A 16622-nucleotide genomic window follows, 5' to 3' on the forward strand; every position below is an offset into this window, starting at 1 on the left:
TTTCCTTTCTAATTCATGGGGTGTTTCTGATTGTATAAGTTAATAATGTCACGCGTAATGGAATGACTGACCGTCGCTTGTAGATTGGTATTATGTGGAAAAACCACCGCTACCGCAATCTTTGGATTGTTTGATGGTGCATAAGCCACCACATTGGTATTAATGGCTTGTTTGCCTCCATCGACTGTGGTTTCGGCCGTACCGGTCTTGGCACTAATAGAGACACTAGCACCTTGACCGACGGTTTTCCCTGTCGTCAACCCACTCGTACCATTGGCCACTTGGTAGAACCCTTGCTTGATCAAAGCCATGTCCTCCGCTGAGATATGGACCTGATTGAGCTCCTTGGTTTCGATCGCTTTTTTCAACTGACCAAGGCCCCCTTGATCATTATTGTCATAGATGCCTTCGACGACATGAGGACTCACCCTCTTCCCATCATTTGCAACGGTTGCCGCATACTGGGCCAATTGCATCGGCGTATAGTTGTCAAACTGACCAAAGGCATTGGTCAAATAATTGCCGACTGTGTAGTCTTTTGGAATAAAACCAGTCGATTCATTGGGAAGGTCAATCCCCGTTGATGTTCCAAGACCATACTCTGCAAAAGTAGAGCGCAGTTTTTTCATAGCCGGTTCAACCTGATCCACTTGTAAGGTCATGTTTGGGGTGTAAGGTTGCCCCATCATCTTAAGGGCAATTTGGACCATATAGGTATTAGAAGAGTATTCCAAAGCTTCTACCGCGTTGATGGAACGACTACCGTATTGGGTAAACCAAGAATTGATAGGAGCTGATCCTGCAAAAACAATCGGCTGATCGGTCAGCACCTGATTCCCAGAAATGGCTCCATTTTCCCATCCAGAAGTCAAGGTTGCTCCTTTGACCACAGATCCTGGGACGAAGACGTTGGTGACTGTTCCCAAAGCATCTGCTGATAGATCTTGACTACCAGCCTGGTGTTTAATCCCTGCCATGGCAAGGACCTTCCCTGTATCGGGCTCCAGAGCTACGGCATAGACACCTTCGGAGTAGGTCGCATTTCCAGCTTGCAACTCTGCGCTAAAGGCGGAGCGAAGGATATCTTCCACTCCTTTTTGGAAATCCAAATCAATCGAGAGCTTGAGGTTTTCTCCTTTGGCCCCTTTTGAAACATCGACCACTTTCTCCATGTTGCCATTTTTATCTAGGAGAATTTCTTTTTCACTGCGTTTTCCTTGAAGGACATTCTCGTATTCCTTTTCGAGATAAGAGGTACCAACCCGGTCATTGAGAGCATAGCCTTTTTTGATATAATCCTCAACCTCTTCTGCTGGAAGTCCTGCCTGCTCGGTCGATACATTTCCAATAATAGAAGCTAAAGGAGTATCCAAAACCTTGCGGTCCCAGCTGGTCGTGATGGCAATTCCCGGAAGGTCCTGACTGTCCGCAGCGATGGTCGCAATCTGCTCAGCTCCTAGTGCCTGCGTCGTAATGATCCCAGTCGCAAAATTCTCTACCGCATTCATCTGGCTATAGAGATAAATAATCTTTTTCTCATCATCTGTATAGCCGAGTTTTGAAGGGTCGATACTATCCACTGCCGCTTGATAAATCTTGGCTTCCGGCAGGCGGTTGCCATCGGTATCAAATTTCTTTTTCTCAGGCAGGTGCTCTACGACCTCTTGGTAGACTTTGGTATTGGCCAGATAGTAATCCACTTCTTGCCGTTCGGTCACTTGAGGATTTTCTACATCAACATACTGTAAGAGTTTCCCAGCTGTCTCTCGCATTTCTTGGGCCGTCATTTTACGATCCCGCGTAAAGGTCAAGACTTGCTTTCCCACATTTTCCACCAAGGGCTTACCAGAAGCATCATAGATTTGCCCTCGCACACTCCCTTGTTTGACCGTCTTTTTGGTAGCTTTTGCCAATTTATCCGTATAGTAGGCTTGGTGAGAGATCTGCATATAGCCAAGTCGGGCGATCAGAACCAAAAAAAGAAGGCAAATCAAACTAAACAGCAGGTAGAGTCTGCGTGTGATCGAATGATTCTCAAACTTCCGTATTTTCTTCTTCATGAAATGTTCTATCCTTCTTTTCTAATCAACACTTATCTTCCATTTTACTATTTTTCCAAGAGTATCTCAAGAAAAGGAAGAGACCTTTCCTGGAATTTTATGAAGAAAAAAGATTGGACATGCCCGCCCAATCTTGAAATTAACACAAACTTTTTTACATGTACAACCCTAGGTAAGGTGGTTGAAAAAAATATTGATTTTTAATTTTTAGGCTTATTCAAGCATATGTCGAAACTTTCCGCCGTGAGAAAAGTTCCTGAAACACAATTGTTTCAGGAACTCGGGAGTTTTGAAACTTTAGGTTCAAAACTAAGTCATGGAACTTCGTAGAAGTTCGCTGACGTCCTTACTCACCTAAGGAAAGTTTTTAAGACTATTTTGTATTCAATTTGAGATTGGACAGGCTCGCCCAATCTCTTCTTCTAATAAGTCACAACATTGATTTTTCCTTTGTCATACTCGGCAATGAAAATATCCAAAACATTGTCATAGCCTTCTTTTTCCAATTCAGCCAGCAACCACTCTTCGCTTTTTCCAATTGTTTCCAAAATTTCAAGCTGAACCACTCCATCCGTAATGATCGGATATTTAGGATTTTCTTCCCCCGCACGGACAACGATCATTTGACCGTTTTGTTCAATGACAGCTCGTTTCACTCCCTTTAATTGGAAAATTCCTTGTGAACGCAATTTCAAGGCAACGTCTGAAGCAGAAAGTCCCTTGGATCGACAAGCTTCCGGATCAAGCTTCCCATTTTTGATAATGACAGTTGGTTTGCCATCGATCAAGTGCTTCATAAAACGGACATTGGTATTGAGCCATTTTAAGAGTAAGATCAAAATAGTCCACATCAAGAGAATCACAATGTATTGAAGAATGGTAATGGAGCTATTGTAGATGACCCCACCAATAATTCCCCCAAGAACAAAGTTCTGTATCTGGTCTACTGCAGAACTTGGTGCTAAGTTTCCTTTCCCGGTCACATTGATTACAAATACCAAGGAAATCAAGCCGAGAGCTAATTTAATCAAAATGGCTAAAAAATCTACTGTCATTTGTTCACCTCCACAAGTTCCACGTCTGTTTTATACAGATCCATCCTTTCTAATAGGTAGCTATCTGGGTCAGATCCTGCGATAGCTCGGTAATAAACCTCTCCAACCTTCAGGATCGCCCCATCTGTGGCTGCTGAAGTATTGACATAGACATCTTCTTTTTTGACATCCAACTCCTTTGAGATAACCTCAATAAAACGCAGAGAACGTTGGAATTGGTCATTATTACTTTGGCTATTTTGGAAATTGCTGATGCCGATCAAGACGACTGCAACCAGAGTCAAAATCGAGATAATGGATAATTCACGGAATTTGCTATCGTGCTTATCCCGATAGGCTTTTACCGCAAAAAAACCAGTCAGTAGAATGAGCAAACCAGAGATCCCAATGGTCACCCAATTTTGCTGACTAATCTGACTCAATACATAGTCATAAGAGTAAAATTTCATAATGAACTCCCTTTCTCCAAATGAATTCAAGCTATTATAATGTATTTCAGGAGAGAATTCAAGGCATTCTAATCAGAAAATCATTAAATTTTTGTTATAATAAAATTATCCATCATGTCAAGAAAAGGAAACACAATGAAACTCATTTCATGGAATATCGACTCGCTTAATGCTGCATTAACCAGTGATTCAGCACGCGCTAAACTTTCTCAAGAAGTCCTCCAAACCTTGGTTGCTGAGGATGCGGATATCATTGCCATTCAAGAAACCAAGTTATCCGCCAAAGGACCTACCAAAAAACACCTTGAAATCCTTGAGGAACTCTTCCCTGGCTATGAAAACACCTGGCGCTCTTCTCAAGAACCGGCTCGTAAAGGCTACGCTGGAACCATGTTCCTCTATAAAAAAGAGCTCACACCCGTTGTGACTTTCCCAGAGATCGGAGCCCCTTCGACCATGGACTTGGAAGGTCGGATCATTACCTTGGAATTTGATAAATTTTTCGTTACTCAGGTATACACACCTAACGCTGGTGATGGTCTCAAACGTTTGGAAGAACGTCAAGTTTGGGATGTCAAATATGCTGAATATTTGGCTGAATTAGACAAAGAAAAACCTGTCCTTGCAACCGGTGACTACAACGTTGCTCACAAGGAAATCGACCTTGCTAACCCAGCCAGCAACCGCCGTTCGCCAGGATTCACAGACGAAGAACGCGAAGGATTTACAAATCTTTTGGCCAAAGGATTTACAGATACCTTCCGCCATGTCCATGGTGATGTCCCAGAACGCTACACTTGGTGGGCACAACGTAGCAAGACATCAAAAATCAACAACACAGGCTGGAGAATCGACTACTGGCTCACAAGTAACCGTGTGGCAGACAAAGTTACCAAGTCAGATATGATCGACTCAGGCGCACGCCAAGACCACACACCGATTGTCTTGGAGATTGAACTCTAAGGAGAAAGCTAATGGACTATCAAGCTGTCATCCCCGAATTTGTGGTATCCAACATCGAAAAGTCGCGCTACTTCTACTGCGACTTGCTGGGCTTCTCTGTCGAATACGAACGCCCCGAGGAAAAATTTCTCTTCCTCTCCCTTGAAGACTGCCAACTCATGTTAGAAGAAGGCGACGCAGAAGAATTAGCTCAGCTGACTTATCCTTTCGGGCGTGGTATCAATATTTCCTTTGGCATTGAGGATGTTCCTCAGCTCCACCAAAAGCTACTGGAAGCTGACTATCCCATCCATCGCCCCTTGACCAAAAGAGAATTTCGTGTTGGCGACCATTATATCTATCCTCATGAATTTGCAGTTTTAGACCCAGATGGCTATTTTTTAAGATTTAGTGAATAGAAAAAGGAGGCTGTTAGCCTCTTTTTCAGTAGGTAAATATAAATTGACAGACCTGTAAATCCGGTGACGCCAATGCTAAGGAAATCATGAGAGCTGTCGTTGATTACTGTAAGGACCATTACGAGAATATTCGCGTCGATACGCATGCGGATAATCACGTGATGCAAAAACAGATTCTAAAAAATGAATTTGTGTAGTGCGGTATCATTTTCCGAGAAATCGATGCGCTCGAACATATTGGTATAACGATTGGGCGTGGCAATGTGTAATGATGGCGTTGCTGAGAAATTGGGGTCCTAAAAGAAGGAAAAATTTGGAAATCCGCTACTACCAAGGTCAGTACTCTGACAGTGTGAAATATGGAACATTACGCGAAGAGTGTTCCACAAGAGTATAGGGATAAAGAAAGAGACTGATTAAGAGAATCAGTCTCTTTTAGTAGATTAAAGATTATTTACCAGGAGTATTTGGATCTAAACCCCAAGATTGTTCTAGCATAGGTCTGAAGGTTGAAATATTTTCCTCTGTACCTTCAAGGGAAAATACGTATACAGTCGCACCTTTTTGGAAAAACCATATATAATAAAGATACTTGCCATTTTTTTCTTGTGCTTTAAGCACGTAGGCGTTCTCTCCAGCTACCTTTGTCCATTCGCCGTCTATATTATTGGTCACATGTTCATTACTTTTGAGGGTATTATAAAAAGTAGTAGCAACGTACTTTAACCGGTCCTGTAGAGGTACTTCATTTTCAGTATAAGCATTTAGTGTGCCGGTGGGGAATTTATGTTTTGAAGAGTATTCTAATGCAGATTCCGCACCTGGGCTTTTAGTGATTATCCAATCTTTTGGAACATTAACATACCCAATATCATCACGTCCAATACGTTGGGTGTCCGTATATGAGACTGATTTTTCCTCAGAAGAAGTGTCAGCAGTTGTTGTTACTTCTGTTGTTGCTGCTGTAGTTTTGTTTGTTTTCTTTTCTCCATTTCCGCATGCTGATAGTATAAATGCAGATAGGAGCGTCATAGAACCTAATAAGATTTTGTTTTTCACAATGCTTAACCTCCTTAAGTGGTTGACTTACAAATATTTTATCATTTTTTAGAGTTTATTTAAATAGGAAACGTTTTCGCTAAAAAGCATAGGGTACAACAAAAGAGAATTTCTTGTTGGCGACCATTATATCTATCCTCATGAATTTGCAGTTTTAGATCCAGATGGCTATTTTTTAAGATTTAGTGAATAGAATGATGATCACCCGTCTATAGTTAAGAGGCTGGGCCAAAAGTCCTAGCCTCTTAACTGTTTTTGGATTGCCGAGCAAGATGCAGTGGTTGATCTATCTTTCATCTAAAAGAACGAGATGGACTAACATTCGATACCTAAAAAACCGGAACCCTCACATGAAGGTTCCGACTTTTTTTATCCTCATTGATGGAACAATGATTGATTTATTTTTTCTTTTCGATGTGATCTTTGAGATCTTCTTGAGCTTTTTTATTGGATTCTGCTTTTTTCTTCAACCATTCTTCTTTGGCCTTGTTAAAGTCTTTTGTGGTGACAACATCTTTGGACATTTCAAGGTATTTGTAGAAGGTTCCTGTTCCTTTTGTACCAACCCATGAAGCAGCACGGCTGTATGGTACGGTCCGTTGAAGCATTGGAGCACCACCATTTGAAACAGTTGGAAGCGTAATCGAGCTATCTGTCAACCATGCTTGCGCTGCTGCATATTTTTCATAGCGTTTTGCTTGATCCAACAATTCAGCATCGGCATCTTTCAACATGTTAGCGTATTGATCCAAACCAACTGTTGCAATGGCTGGATTATTTGAACCTGCATCAATACCAAGATAGTAGAAGACAGAACCATTTACTGGGCTGATACTTTCGAGGTAAGTCGATGGGTCTTGGTAGTCAGGAGCCCAACCACCGCCTGAGATATCGTAATCTCTCGCAGCAGCAGTATCGCTGAAGTAGGTGATATTTTGGAAATCATCATCCGAAACCTTTTGAAGGTCTACAACGACATTGTCTGCACCAAGCGCTGACTCTACAGATTGTTTGAAGGAGCTAGCTTGTTGGACCATGCTGTTGTCCACTTGGCTGACAATGTAGTCCAAATGAATTGGGAATTGAACGCCTTGTTTTTGCAATTCAGCTTTGGCTTTCGCAAATGAAGCTTTGGCTTTTTCTGGGTTGTAAAGGCTAGTTTGACCATCGGCCAGGCTCACACCCTTCCATTGATCCCCATAGGTAACCAATTGTTTTTCAACGACCTTACCAAAATCTTCTCCATTGACTTGGACATAAGTTGGTGGCACCAAAGTGCTACGAAGGGTATTTTCAGCCGCATCAGATCCAGATACTTGTGCCGCATATGATTTGCGGTCAAAACCAAAGTTCACCGCTTGACGGAAGTCCTTGTTCAGGATTGCTTTCTTGGTAGAAGCTTTTTGTTCATCCGTAGTTTTGGCAGTGTGGTCATACTTTTGACGGTCCAAGTTGAATCCAAGATAGTAGGATGTTCCCAATTGCAAACCGTAGACAATGTTGTCGCCAAAGTTTTTCTTAACGCTCTTATACGTCGAACTGTTTGGCATAACAGATGCAAAGGAATATTGACCTTTTTCAAAGTTTTTAATGATAGAATCTGGGTTTGATCCATCGTTAAAGGTCAATTTGACATGATCGATATGAACATTTTTCGCATCGTAATAGTCTTTGTTCTTGACCAATTCAATTTCAGATTTTGAAGTCAAAGATTTCAAGTAGAATGGACCATTGTATAAGATACTGCTAGGTTTCAAAGAACCAAAATCTTTTCCTTGAGATTTCAAGAAATCCGCATTGACTGGGAAAAGAACACCTGAGGTTGTTTTGGAGTTCCAGAAGCTTTCTGGACGAACCAAAGTATATTGGATGGTGTGGTCATCTAAAGCTTTCACTCCAACTGTGTTAAAGTCTTTGGTTTCCCCTTTTACGTAAGCATCCAAACCTTTGATCGAATTTTGAATCAAGAAGAGACCTTCTGATTTAGACTCAACCGCGTGTTTGATCCCTGTAACAAAGTCTTGAGCCGTTACAGCACCATATTCTTCTCCTTCACTCGTATACCATTTGGCATCCTTACGAAGTTTGTAAGTATAGGTTAATCCATCTTCAGAGACAGTCCAATCTTCTGCTAGACTTGGCACAAAGTTTCCGTATCGGTCGTTTTCAAGAAGACCATCTACAAGGTTACTTGTGACATCTGAAGTCGTTGTACGAGTTGCAGCGATGTAATCCAAGGTATTTGGATCTGCTGAATAGACGAATGAGTAGGTTGCTTGATTGCTACTACCACCGCCACACGCTGCTAAGAAAAAGGCACCTGCAACAGAAACTCCTGCAAGAGCTAACAGTTTTTTTGCTTTCATCACTATCTCCTTATGTTAGATTTTCTACCATTATACACTATTTCTTAAAAAAAACCAAATTTATTTAAAAAAAGTTCGTTTTTTCTGAATGAATATAATAAGATATAAAGAAAAAGCATCTTGAAATCGACCTCAAAGAAGCCGGATATGGGAGTCTAGGCACCTACCACCAGATCCAACAAAGATATCACCTTTCAATCCTTTTAATAAATATACGTTTCATCACAAAAAAGAACCTCTGCACTTTCGAGCAGAGGAACTGATTCCTAATCAAAATGATAGAGTTGTGGGTACTGGTCACATTCAGGATTTTTAGGATGGCAGATAGCCCGCCCAAAATAAATCATGGCTTGATGGGCAGCTAGCCATTCGCTCTTTGGCAGAACATCCATGACCCGCTTTTCAACTTCCAATGGCGTCGCTGATTTCTTGACGATATCATGGTGCTTACAAATCCGCTCCACATGGGTATCGACAGCAAAAGCTGGAATACCAAAACCTACACTCATGACAACATTTGCTGTCTTGCGCCCTACTCCTGCTAGACTTTCTAACTCTTCACGAGTCTGAGGCACTTGCCCATCAAAGTTGTCTAGCAATTGTTGGGCACATTTTTTGAGAAATTTGGCCTTATTTCGATAGAGGCCTAATTTAGAAATATGCTTGGCAATATCAGCTTCACTGGCTGCTACCATGGCTTGCGGGGTTGGAAAAGCCGCAAACAAACCTGGTGTCGCTTTGTTAACAGCCGCATCAGTCGTCTGAGCCGAGAGCATAACCGCTACTAACAATTCAAAATGATTACGAAAATCCAGACTTGGCTTGGCATCTGGAAAAAGGGCGATAATTTCTTCGATCACATGACGTGCCCGTTTCTTTGATAAAACCATATTCTCTCCTTTACATTACTAGTCTTTATTATAGCATGAAAGTTCCCTATTTCTGAAAGATTCGACTTCAAAAAAGGACTAGTCCTTAGACGAGTCCTTTTCAATTAGTCTATAAAATGAGTATGCTTGGTAATCCATTGTGTGACCTTGATATTTAACCAGAACACATAGATACCAAATGTAATGATGGTAAAGAACCACCATTTGATCCAATTTCCAAATAACTGCATAGCCGTGCCGTCAAAATACTGACGACGACCATCAATCACGGTATGCTTGACCTTCCAGTTATACATAATGCACACGCCCCAAGGAGCACAAATCCCAAATGTAAATACTGTAATGAAGGTTGCTAATAAAACATGGCCAATATATGAAAATAGGCCTCCATCAAAATACGATTCACGATACATGTTCAATTTCCCTATATTTTTTCTACACCAATCTCTTCAAAAAGGTAATCAGGGTTTGAGCAGAGCGTTCACCAGCCTCTACGATAAATTCATCAAAAGAGATATTGGCTGCGTGATCTGCCGTATCACTCATAGCTCGAATGACCATGAAGGGACGTCCAGCTGCATGAGCAGCTTGGGCAACGGCTGCCCCTTCCATCTCTACTGCCAATACTTCTGGGAAATGCTCTCGAATTGCTGCGACTTTTTCTTCACTCGCGATAAAGCTATCTCCTGTTGTAATCAAGCCCACATGTGTGGTTGCAGCTTCTTCTTCCAGAACTTTTTTCATTTCTGATACGAAATAGCGACTAGATTCAAAGTAAAGCGGTTGGCCTGCCATTTGACCATACTTATAGCCAAAGGCTGTCACATCCACATCATGATAGGCCAATTTGTCCGCAAGGACGATATCTCCAACAGCCATCCCTGGGGCAACGGCACCTGCAGAACCCGTGTTGATAATGGCTTCCACTTTGAAATCATTGGCCAAGACTGCTACACTCATAGCAGACATGACTTTTCCGATACCACTTTCCACCAAAACGACCTCATGACGTCCAATTGATCCTGTATAGTAGACTTTTCCAAGACGCAGATGCTTTTCCCCATTTTCAAGGGCTTCAACCAAGATCTTCAACTCCTGGGGCATGGCTGCGATAATTCCAATTTTCATGTCATTTCTCTCCTTGTAACGACCTTATAGACGCCAAATAGCAATAATTAAAACAATGAGGAGCACAATGATCCAGAACAAAATCTTATTGAGTTTGGATTGGACCACACTTTGTTTGCGTTCTTCAATGCGACGACTCTTGGTCACTGTGGGCTCCACTTGGATCTGCACCGTATCCTGAGAATAACGCTCTTGTGGACGCTCCATACGACTCTCTCTCATAGGACGTTCATAGCCAAATCCCCTGTGGTCTGTTCGAATAATTTTCGTCTCTTCAGCATCGACCATATTAGGACCGGTGATGTCCTCACCTCGCCTTGCTCGTTCAATCATTTCATCGGTTAATAAAGGTTTTCCCATCGGATCCTCCTCTATTTATTGATTAAGTCCCAATATTGGATCGCCATGATGGTCTTGGCATCACAGATTTCGCCAGTTTGGATTAAATCTTTGGCTTCCTTCAAGGTCACTTCTAATAACTCTAAGGTCTCATCCGCATCTTGTGGACGTGGATTTTCCACCTTTTTCAAGTTGGTCGCACCATAAAGTTTGATCCGCTCATTACAAAATCCAATGGCTGAATAAAAATCATACAACAACTCTAGATCCGCTGTGTAGCCAATTTCTTCTTCCAATTCGCGCAGAGCAGCCGCTTTAGGGTCTGCATTTTCTCCCTTTTCTAACTTCCCTGCTGGAATCTCCACCGAAGTCCTTTCAATCGCCTTGCGGTACTGCTTGACCAAGATCGTTTTCCCATCTTCTGTGATCGGCAAAACCGCTACTGCTCCGTTATGGAAGATTAAATCACGCTGCGCTTGGCCTTTTCCAGCGGGTAGTTCTACTTGATCAGTGACCACTTGGAAAATCGGTCCCTGATAAATCTCCTTGCGCTCAATGGTTTTTTCTTCAAATTGCATGAAAATCTCCTATTTATTTTTAGGATGGTGTGGCAAGCGAAGGGCATACTCTTCTTTATTCACTTGACGGCCACGACCAATCGCAATCGCATCAGCTGGTACATCCTTGGTAATGGTTGATCCAGCACCGACTAAGGAATTGTCGCCTAATTCAACTGGCGCAATAATCGTCGAATTGGATCCGACAAAGACATTGTTTCCAATCGTCGTTTTAAACTTGTGTTGGCCATCATAATTCACTGTGATGGTTCCTGCACCAAAATTAACGTTGCTGCCGACTTCACAGTTGCCGATGTATGTCAAATGACCTGCTTTGGTATTTTCGCCAATAGACGAACCTTTGACTTCGACAAAGTTTCCAATATGGACATCTTTGGCGAGGCTAGAACCTGGGCGAATATGAGCATATGGTCCTACCGTTACGCCATCAGCTACCGTGCTCTCTTCAATCATGGAGTTGGTAATAACGGCACCTGCCCCAATTTCACTATCCACAATATAGGTTCCATTAGTTAAAACTGTCTCAGCCCCAATTTTTGTGTGGCCTTTTAGGGTAACATTGGCTTCGATTTGCACTTCTGGTGCGATCTCAACATCGACATCGATATAGGCCGCATCTGGATCGACAAAGCTCACCCCATTGACCATGTGGGCTTGGTTAATGCGACGACGCATGATGCCTTCTGCTGTCGCAAGGGCCACGCGGTCGTTAACCCCGAGACTTTCATCAAAGTCTTTGAGCGTATAGGCTCCAACTTTCTCTCCTGCTTCTCGGAAAATCCCAATCACATCTGTGATGTAGTATTCACCTTGGGCATTGTTGGTATTGATATTCTTCAAAGCTTCAAAGAGGCGCGCATTGTCAAAGACATAAGTCCCTGTATTGATTTCTTTGATTTGTTTTTCAAAATCTGTCGCATCTTTTTGCTCGACAATGCGAAGCACTTCCGCATTGTCATTACGAACAATCCGGCCATAGCCAAATGGATTGGCTGCTTCGGCTGTCAAAATCGTTGCCACATTCTTGTGGTTGATATGGAAGTCGATCAAGTGTTTGAGACTGTCACCCGTAATCAAAGGAGTGTCTCCTGCAATGACGAGGGTATGCCCTTCAAGGCCTTTCAAGACTGGCTCTGCCATCATTACCGCATGACCAGTTCCCAATTGTTCGGTTTGTTTGACAAACTCTGTTTGTCCCGCTAAGACTTGCTCTACCAATTCCGCCTTGTGGCCCACAACTGTTACAGTCTTTTCAGGTGAGATGGCTCCAACACTACGGAAGACATGCTCCAACATAGAGATCCCTGCAACCTTGTGAAGAACCTTGGGCAGATCTGATTTCATACGGGTACCTTTCCCCGCTGCTAAAATAATGGCATAATTTGGCATAACATTTCTCTTTTCTGTACAATATCGTACTTATTATACCATTTTTCACCCCTTTTGGAAAATAAGACCAGATCAAAAAACTCTCCGAAAAGGAGAGCGTGTTCTATAATGGATAAACTCTGCGAAATTCTTCTAAAACCACCTTGCTGTCAGGTGTAAAAACCAGACCTGCTTCTCCAAAGCAGTCTTTGAAAAAGTCCTCATGAACCTGACGCCAATAGGCTAAAGATTTGTCTCCCTCACCTTCCTTAAAGGCATGGTCGGCTGACACTTGATGGAAGGGCTGAACAGAAACCTTGGTAATTTCGACAATGCAGATAGCTTGGTTTTGACTGTCTAAGATAACATCAAAGGTTCCTTCTTGGGGAAGGGGTTCGTCCTCTAGTGCATAGAGGTCATAAGCTGAAGCTGTTGCTGTTTTTTCGCCTGTAAACACCAGTTCCGCTAAAAGGTCTGGATCCACTCCAAACGCCCAGGCATCTATCTCATCTCCAATCGAGGGGTTGATTTGTTTGTATGAATTCCACATTTCTTGAGGTGTCATGAGTTCTCCTTTGTAATTTTTTACTTTCTTCTTTTATATGTTTAAGATGGTCTGGATGGTCAATTTCTAAATCAAAAATCTCTGGAATAGAGCTGTAATGGAGAATACATTCGATACCCATCTGATTCATTTTTTGTATGAAAGAAGTATTAAGATAGCCTGCTACAGCAAAATCAATCTTGTTCTTCTTTGCTTTATCCTGCATCTGTCTCAACATATCTAACATAATTGGACTTTCCATATCATGCCATTGACTGTTTCTCACAGTCGCAAAAATAAAAGAAGTTAAATCATTCATTCCAACTACAATCTTTGAAATGCCCGTTTCCAGTATCCTGTCCAAGTCGAAATAAGCTGATGGTAATTCAATCATCGTGCCGACTTTCCCGGTAAAACCATACTGACGCAATACTGTAATAGCTTGTTTTAATTGTTCGGCATCATTGACAAAAGGAAAAATAACAGACAGATTGGGATTGGTTTGAAAAACTTCCGTAACAACATTAGTCTCAGCCTGAAATTCATCTGGACACGCCAACAAACGCCTGATACCTCTGTATCCAAATAAGGGGTGGCGTTCGTCAAAATACTCTTTAGTCCCGTCTAGACTATTTGCTTCTGCATTTGTTAACTCTGAAAAGCGATACCAGACTTCTTCATCTGAGTACAAATGACAAATAGTGTCTAGATAATCTTTCACAAATTGCTGACAATTTGGTAATAGTATGTTTTGGTTTAGTTCTCTCAACAAGTATTCCCCACGAATCAAGCCGACGTGGTGCAATAAATGGGGATAAACTTTCTCAACAATTTTTTCGCCACTAAGAGCTAGTTGATTTTGCATGTTCATTCACCTCGTCTTAAAAGATACAATATCAGATATCATTATATGACACTTTCCTCTAGTTCAAAAGCTTCATAAGGTTCAACTAACTCATATCCTAAAAATTCTGCTACTTTTTTGGAAGCCTCGTTATGAGCATCCCAAAGTGGAAACATATCTCTATTTAAACTCTCTAGAATCATTGCAGCACCAAGCTTTTTGGCAAATCCATTTCCTTGTTCGTTTGGTCTAGTTGCAACTTCCACTTCAACTGCTTCACGGTAAACTAACCCTGAGGAAATCCCAGCAATCACTTCATTATTTTTAAGAATCACAAAGCCAAATCCACCTTTTAAAGCAAAATCCTGGTAGGACTCAAAATCCCCCTGTAAATCTTGTGACCATTCTTCCTCAGAAAGGCAGTTATAAATACGATTATCAATAGGTACAATATTGTAACCTTTCTCTAACTGACTAACTAGATCATTTAGAAATTCAACTTGAAAATTTGCCTTATCTTTAAAAGAATAGCGAGCAAAAGAAATTAGCTCCAGTTTCTGATGCAGAAAATCTTGCCACTTAGTGTCTTCTGAAATAATAATCTTATAATCTAAACCATATTGCCTAACAAAATCTTCCCAAAATCTAGAATTTAGCTCCCCTGCTAAGTATAGAAAATTCCCAATATCATAAAAACTTGTTGTCCCATCACTGTTTCGGTATACAGTTCCAATTTGAGATTTAAGACCATAGAGAACCATATTTTTCTTCCATGTTTTAAATAGTTCCATTATCCCTCTATTTTACCTTCCAATTCCTATAACTTATCCGTTCTAATTCTGGAAATCCTCGTAACTCTGCCTTCACTTTTAATACTAAAGGCGAGGCATTTTCTTCGGTAATTTCTTCCAAATTCAGCCAAATAACATTTGCTGAATCATTACTTCCATCAAGAACTTCATGAGGAAGGGATTTTTGAGAGCTCTCGAAATCGAGCACTACATCATAAAAGGCCATGGTATGATGTACAGCGAAGTCTTGCCCCTCTTCTTGAACCAGCACGTCATAAATCCTAGGATTTAAGTAACGGCTAAGCGTATAACCCGTCTCTTCCAGAACTTCTCTCTTAAGGGTTTCTGTCAACCCCTCACCGAGTTCCTGACTACCACCCGGTAGATCAAAACGATGTTGATAGGGGCCTCTTGTTTTTTCAATACAGAGAAGTTTCCCATTCTCATAGCAAATGCCGTAGACACCAAAGTGTTTTTTGATTTCCATCAATTCCTCTACTTTCATTCAAAGCTCAGTCGATAGTGAAACCAGTATAGCTATTCTTTTTGCAACACCATCTCTTATTGACCCTAATCATTTCTTCTCTATTGATTTAATACCTTTTCAATATCAATTTTAATAATTTTTCTAGATACCAATAATCCTGCAAAAACTGAAGTGAGTATCCCTATTAATACCGGGAACAACAATCTGGTAAGTTCAATATCTAGTGGTAATCCACTCAAAAAGATGATCAAATAAGAAATAGCAATTCCTATCACCAATCCCGCGCTTGTACCTCGTACTCCCATCATAAAGCTTTCAAATAAATATATTCTTTTTATCTGTCGATCAGATGCACCGATGATTTTAAAAGTTGCGATCTGTTTATGATTCTCCTGAATGGTAATAGCTAGAATATTGATGATATTAATAATCGCTACAATAGAGATAAGAACTATGATTAAGAGGATAAAAAGGTCGATGTAGGAAAACCATCTGGATAGCATATTGATAACATCCTGTTGTGTTGCTACAACAACATCTAATCCTGTTCCTGATAAAGATTGTTTTAAATTTTCATTTTTTAAAACAGTCTTTTCTATCTTGTTTGCTACTTCATTTAAATCGGTTCCATTTTTTACAGTAGCATTCAGATAGTAATACTTATTTGATGAAACGCTACTACTTTTTACATTGATTGCCATCATTTGATTTATTTCTGTTGGCAAGGTAGAAAATAACTGCGCTTCTTGCTTGTCTATAATGCCAGAAATTACAAACTTTTCATAATGATTATCAATCTTAATAGTCACCGTATCTCCGACATTCATTGATGTAGCCTTGTGTACGGAATCTCCGATTAATATTTCATTGTCCTTCTCTGGAAATTTCCCTTCAGCAATTCTAATATTCAGGTTTTTTAAATACTTTTCTTCTAAACAATGGATGGTATTGGAAACCGATGTTTTGCCATTTTGGAATTTGATATCATCCGTAAATAGTAGTTTCACACCTGTAATATTTTTTACTTCATCAATTTTTTTAACTCGATCAATATCATCACTAGAAAATAAAGGTAAAGCTTTATAATTCAGAGAATTTTCTTTATTACCAAAGGCAACAGTAACAACATTTTTATTTGCTACAGTCATTTCTTTAATCATTTTATTATAGAAAGAATTAGAAATGAGCATCACTAAAACAATTAGCAAAACAGAGATCGCTATTGACAGTCGAACTAATCTATATCTTCGTTTGTTAACTTCTAAATCTCTTTTAGCAATGAATAATATGGAATGATTCATTT

The 16622-nt window shown here is 40.7% G+C and carries 18 protein-coding genes and 1 pseudogene; 3 read left to right on the forward strand and 16 right to left on the reverse strand.

Going from position 1 to position 16622, the window contains the following annotated elements:
• Positions 1 to 8: 8 nt before the first annotated feature.
• The 3 genes from pbp2b to ABVF55_RS07865 all read right to left on the reverse strand — a co-directional run bounded on the left by pbp2b (position 9) and on the right by ABVF55_RS07865 (position 3564).
• Complete coding sequence (gene pbp2b, locus ABVF55_RS07855) at positions 9 to 2060, reverse strand: penicillin-binding protein PBP2B (protein ID WP_445285182.1); 2052 nt, start codon at positions 2058 to 2060, stop codon at positions 9 to 11.
• A 422-nt stretch (positions 2061 to 2482) separates the two neighbouring features.
• The gene (locus ABVF55_RS07860) at positions 2483 to 3115 is read right to left on the reverse strand and encodes a DUF421 domain-containing protein (protein ID WP_414359245.1); all 633 of its coding nucleotides are present in this window, start codon (positions 3113 to 3115) and stop codon (positions 2483 to 2485) included.
• Positions 3112 to 3564 carry a DUF3290 family protein gene (locus ABVF55_RS07865; RefSeq protein WP_445285183.1) on the reverse strand — a complete coding sequence of 151 codons (453 nt, stop codon included), beginning with the start codon at positions 3562 to 3564 and terminating at the stop codon, positions 3112 to 3114. Before ABVF55_RS07865 ends, ABVF55_RS07860 begins: the two co-directional genes overlap by 4 nt.
• A 135-nt stretch (positions 3565 to 3699) precedes the next feature.
• Between ABVF55_RS07865 and ABVF55_RS07870 the strand changes: the two genes are divergently transcribed.
• Together ABVF55_RS07870 and ABVF55_RS07875 are read left to right on the forward strand one after the other, a co-directional pair.
• On the forward strand, positions 3700 to 4527 hold the full coding sequence (locus ABVF55_RS07870) for an exodeoxyribonuclease III (RefSeq protein ID WP_445285184.1): 828 nt from the start codon (positions 3700 to 3702) through the stop codon (positions 4525 to 4527).
• An 11-nt stretch (positions 4528 to 4538) separates the two neighbouring features.
• Complete coding sequence (locus ABVF55_RS07875; protein WP_272143761.1) at positions 4539 to 4925, forward strand: bleomycin resistance protein; 387 nt, start codon at positions 4539 to 4541, stop codon at positions 4923 to 4925.
• Between the two features lie 450 nt (positions 4926 to 5375).
• On the opposite strand, the gene ABVF55_RS07880 is transcribed toward ABVF55_RS07875, so the two are convergent.
• The gene (locus ABVF55_RS07880) at positions 5376 to 5984 is read right to left on the reverse strand and encodes a hypothetical protein (RefSeq protein WP_024056147.1); all 609 of its coding nucleotides are present in this window, start codon (positions 5982 to 5984) and stop codon (positions 5376 to 5378) included.
• Positions 5985 to 6084: 100 nt separating this feature from the next.
• Between ABVF55_RS07880 and ABVF55_RS07885 the strand changes: the two are divergent.
• A pseudogene (locus ABVF55_RS07885) lies at positions 6085 to 6177 on the forward strand (bleomycin resistance protein); the annotation flags it as partial.
• Positions 6178 to 6382: 205 nt separating this feature from the next.
• Here the strand turns inward: ABVF55_RS07885 and ABVF55_RS07890 are convergent.
• The 12 genes from ABVF55_RS07890 to ABVF55_RS07945 all read right to left on the reverse strand — a co-directional run bounded on the left by ABVF55_RS07890 (position 6383) and on the right by ABVF55_RS07945 (position 16620).
• On the reverse strand, positions 6383 to 8350 hold the full coding sequence (locus tag ABVF55_RS07890; protein WP_445285185.1) for a peptide ABC transporter substrate-binding protein: 1968 nt from the start codon (positions 8348 to 8350) through the stop codon (positions 6383 to 6385).
• Positions 8351 to 8616: 266 nt separating this feature from the next.
• Positions 8617 to 9240 (reverse strand): endonuclease III, encoded by a 624-nt coding sequence (gene nth, locus ABVF55_RS07895; RefSeq protein ID WP_021152845.1) that lies wholly within the window; start codon positions 9238 to 9240, stop codon positions 8617 to 8619.
• A gap of 104 nt (positions 9241 to 9344) precedes the next feature.
• A complete protein-coding gene (locus ABVF55_RS07900) occupies positions 9345 to 9653 on the reverse strand; it encodes a hypothetical protein (protein WP_049473168.1) in 309 nt (102 codons plus the stop codon).
• A 22-nt stretch (positions 9654 to 9675) separates the two neighbouring features.
• Positions 9676 to 10368, reverse strand: a complete 693-nt coding sequence (locus ABVF55_RS07905; RefSeq protein ID WP_024055895.1) for a 5'-methylthioadenosine/adenosylhomocysteine nucleosidase — start codon at positions 10366 to 10368, stop codon at positions 9676 to 9678.
• Between the two features lie 24 nt (positions 10369 to 10392).
• Positions 10393 to 10728: a cell wall synthase accessory phosphoprotein MacP gene (macP, locus tag ABVF55_RS07910; protein ID WP_070594427.1), complete on the reverse strand. Its 336-nt coding sequence runs from the start codon at positions 10726 to 10728 to the stop codon at positions 10393 to 10395.
• An 11-nt stretch (positions 10729 to 10739) separates the two neighbouring features.
• Entirely contained in the window at positions 10740 to 11285 is a 546-nt protein-coding gene (locus ABVF55_RS07915; RefSeq protein ID WP_003006238.1) for an NUDIX hydrolase, read from the reverse strand.
• Positions 11286 to 11294: 9 nt separating this feature from the next.
• Entirely contained in the window at positions 11295 to 12674 is a 1380-nt protein-coding gene (glmU, locus tag ABVF55_RS07920; RefSeq protein WP_045759215.1) for a bifunctional UDP-N-acetylglucosamine diphosphorylase/glucosamine-1-phosphate N-acetyltransferase GlmU, read from the reverse strand.
• Between the two features lie 103 nt (positions 12675 to 12777).
• The gene (locus ABVF55_RS07925) at positions 12778 to 13218 is read right to left on the reverse strand and encodes an ASCH domain-containing protein (RefSeq protein ID WP_195422886.1); all 441 of its coding nucleotides are present in this window, start codon (positions 13216 to 13218) and stop codon (positions 12778 to 12780) included.
• Positions 13160 to 14062 (reverse strand): putative PEP-binding protein, encoded by a 903-nt coding sequence (locus ABVF55_RS07930; RefSeq protein WP_195422885.1) that lies wholly within the window; start codon positions 14060 to 14062, stop codon positions 13160 to 13162. Before ABVF55_RS07930 ends, ABVF55_RS07925 begins: the two co-directional genes overlap by 59 nt.
• A 41-nt stretch (positions 14063 to 14103) precedes the next feature.
• Positions 14104 to 14832: a GNAT family N-acetyltransferase gene (locus ABVF55_RS07935; protein ID WP_070589521.1), complete on the reverse strand. Its 729-nt coding sequence runs from the start codon at positions 14830 to 14832 to the stop codon at positions 14104 to 14106.
• 7 nt (positions 14833 to 14839) lie between these two features.
• The gene (locus ABVF55_RS07940) at positions 14840 to 15319 is read right to left on the reverse strand and encodes an NUDIX hydrolase (protein WP_070589523.1); all 480 of its coding nucleotides are present in this window, start codon (positions 15317 to 15319) and stop codon (positions 14840 to 14842) included.
• A 98-nt stretch (positions 15320 to 15417) separates the two neighbouring features.
• A complete protein-coding gene (locus ABVF55_RS07945; RefSeq protein WP_320909355.1) occupies positions 15418 to 16620 on the reverse strand; it encodes an ABC transporter permease in 1203 nt (400 codons plus the stop codon).
• Positions 16621 to 16622: the final 2 nt, after the last annotated feature.

Source organism: Streptococcus sp. KHUD_012 (genome assembly GCF_052588255.1).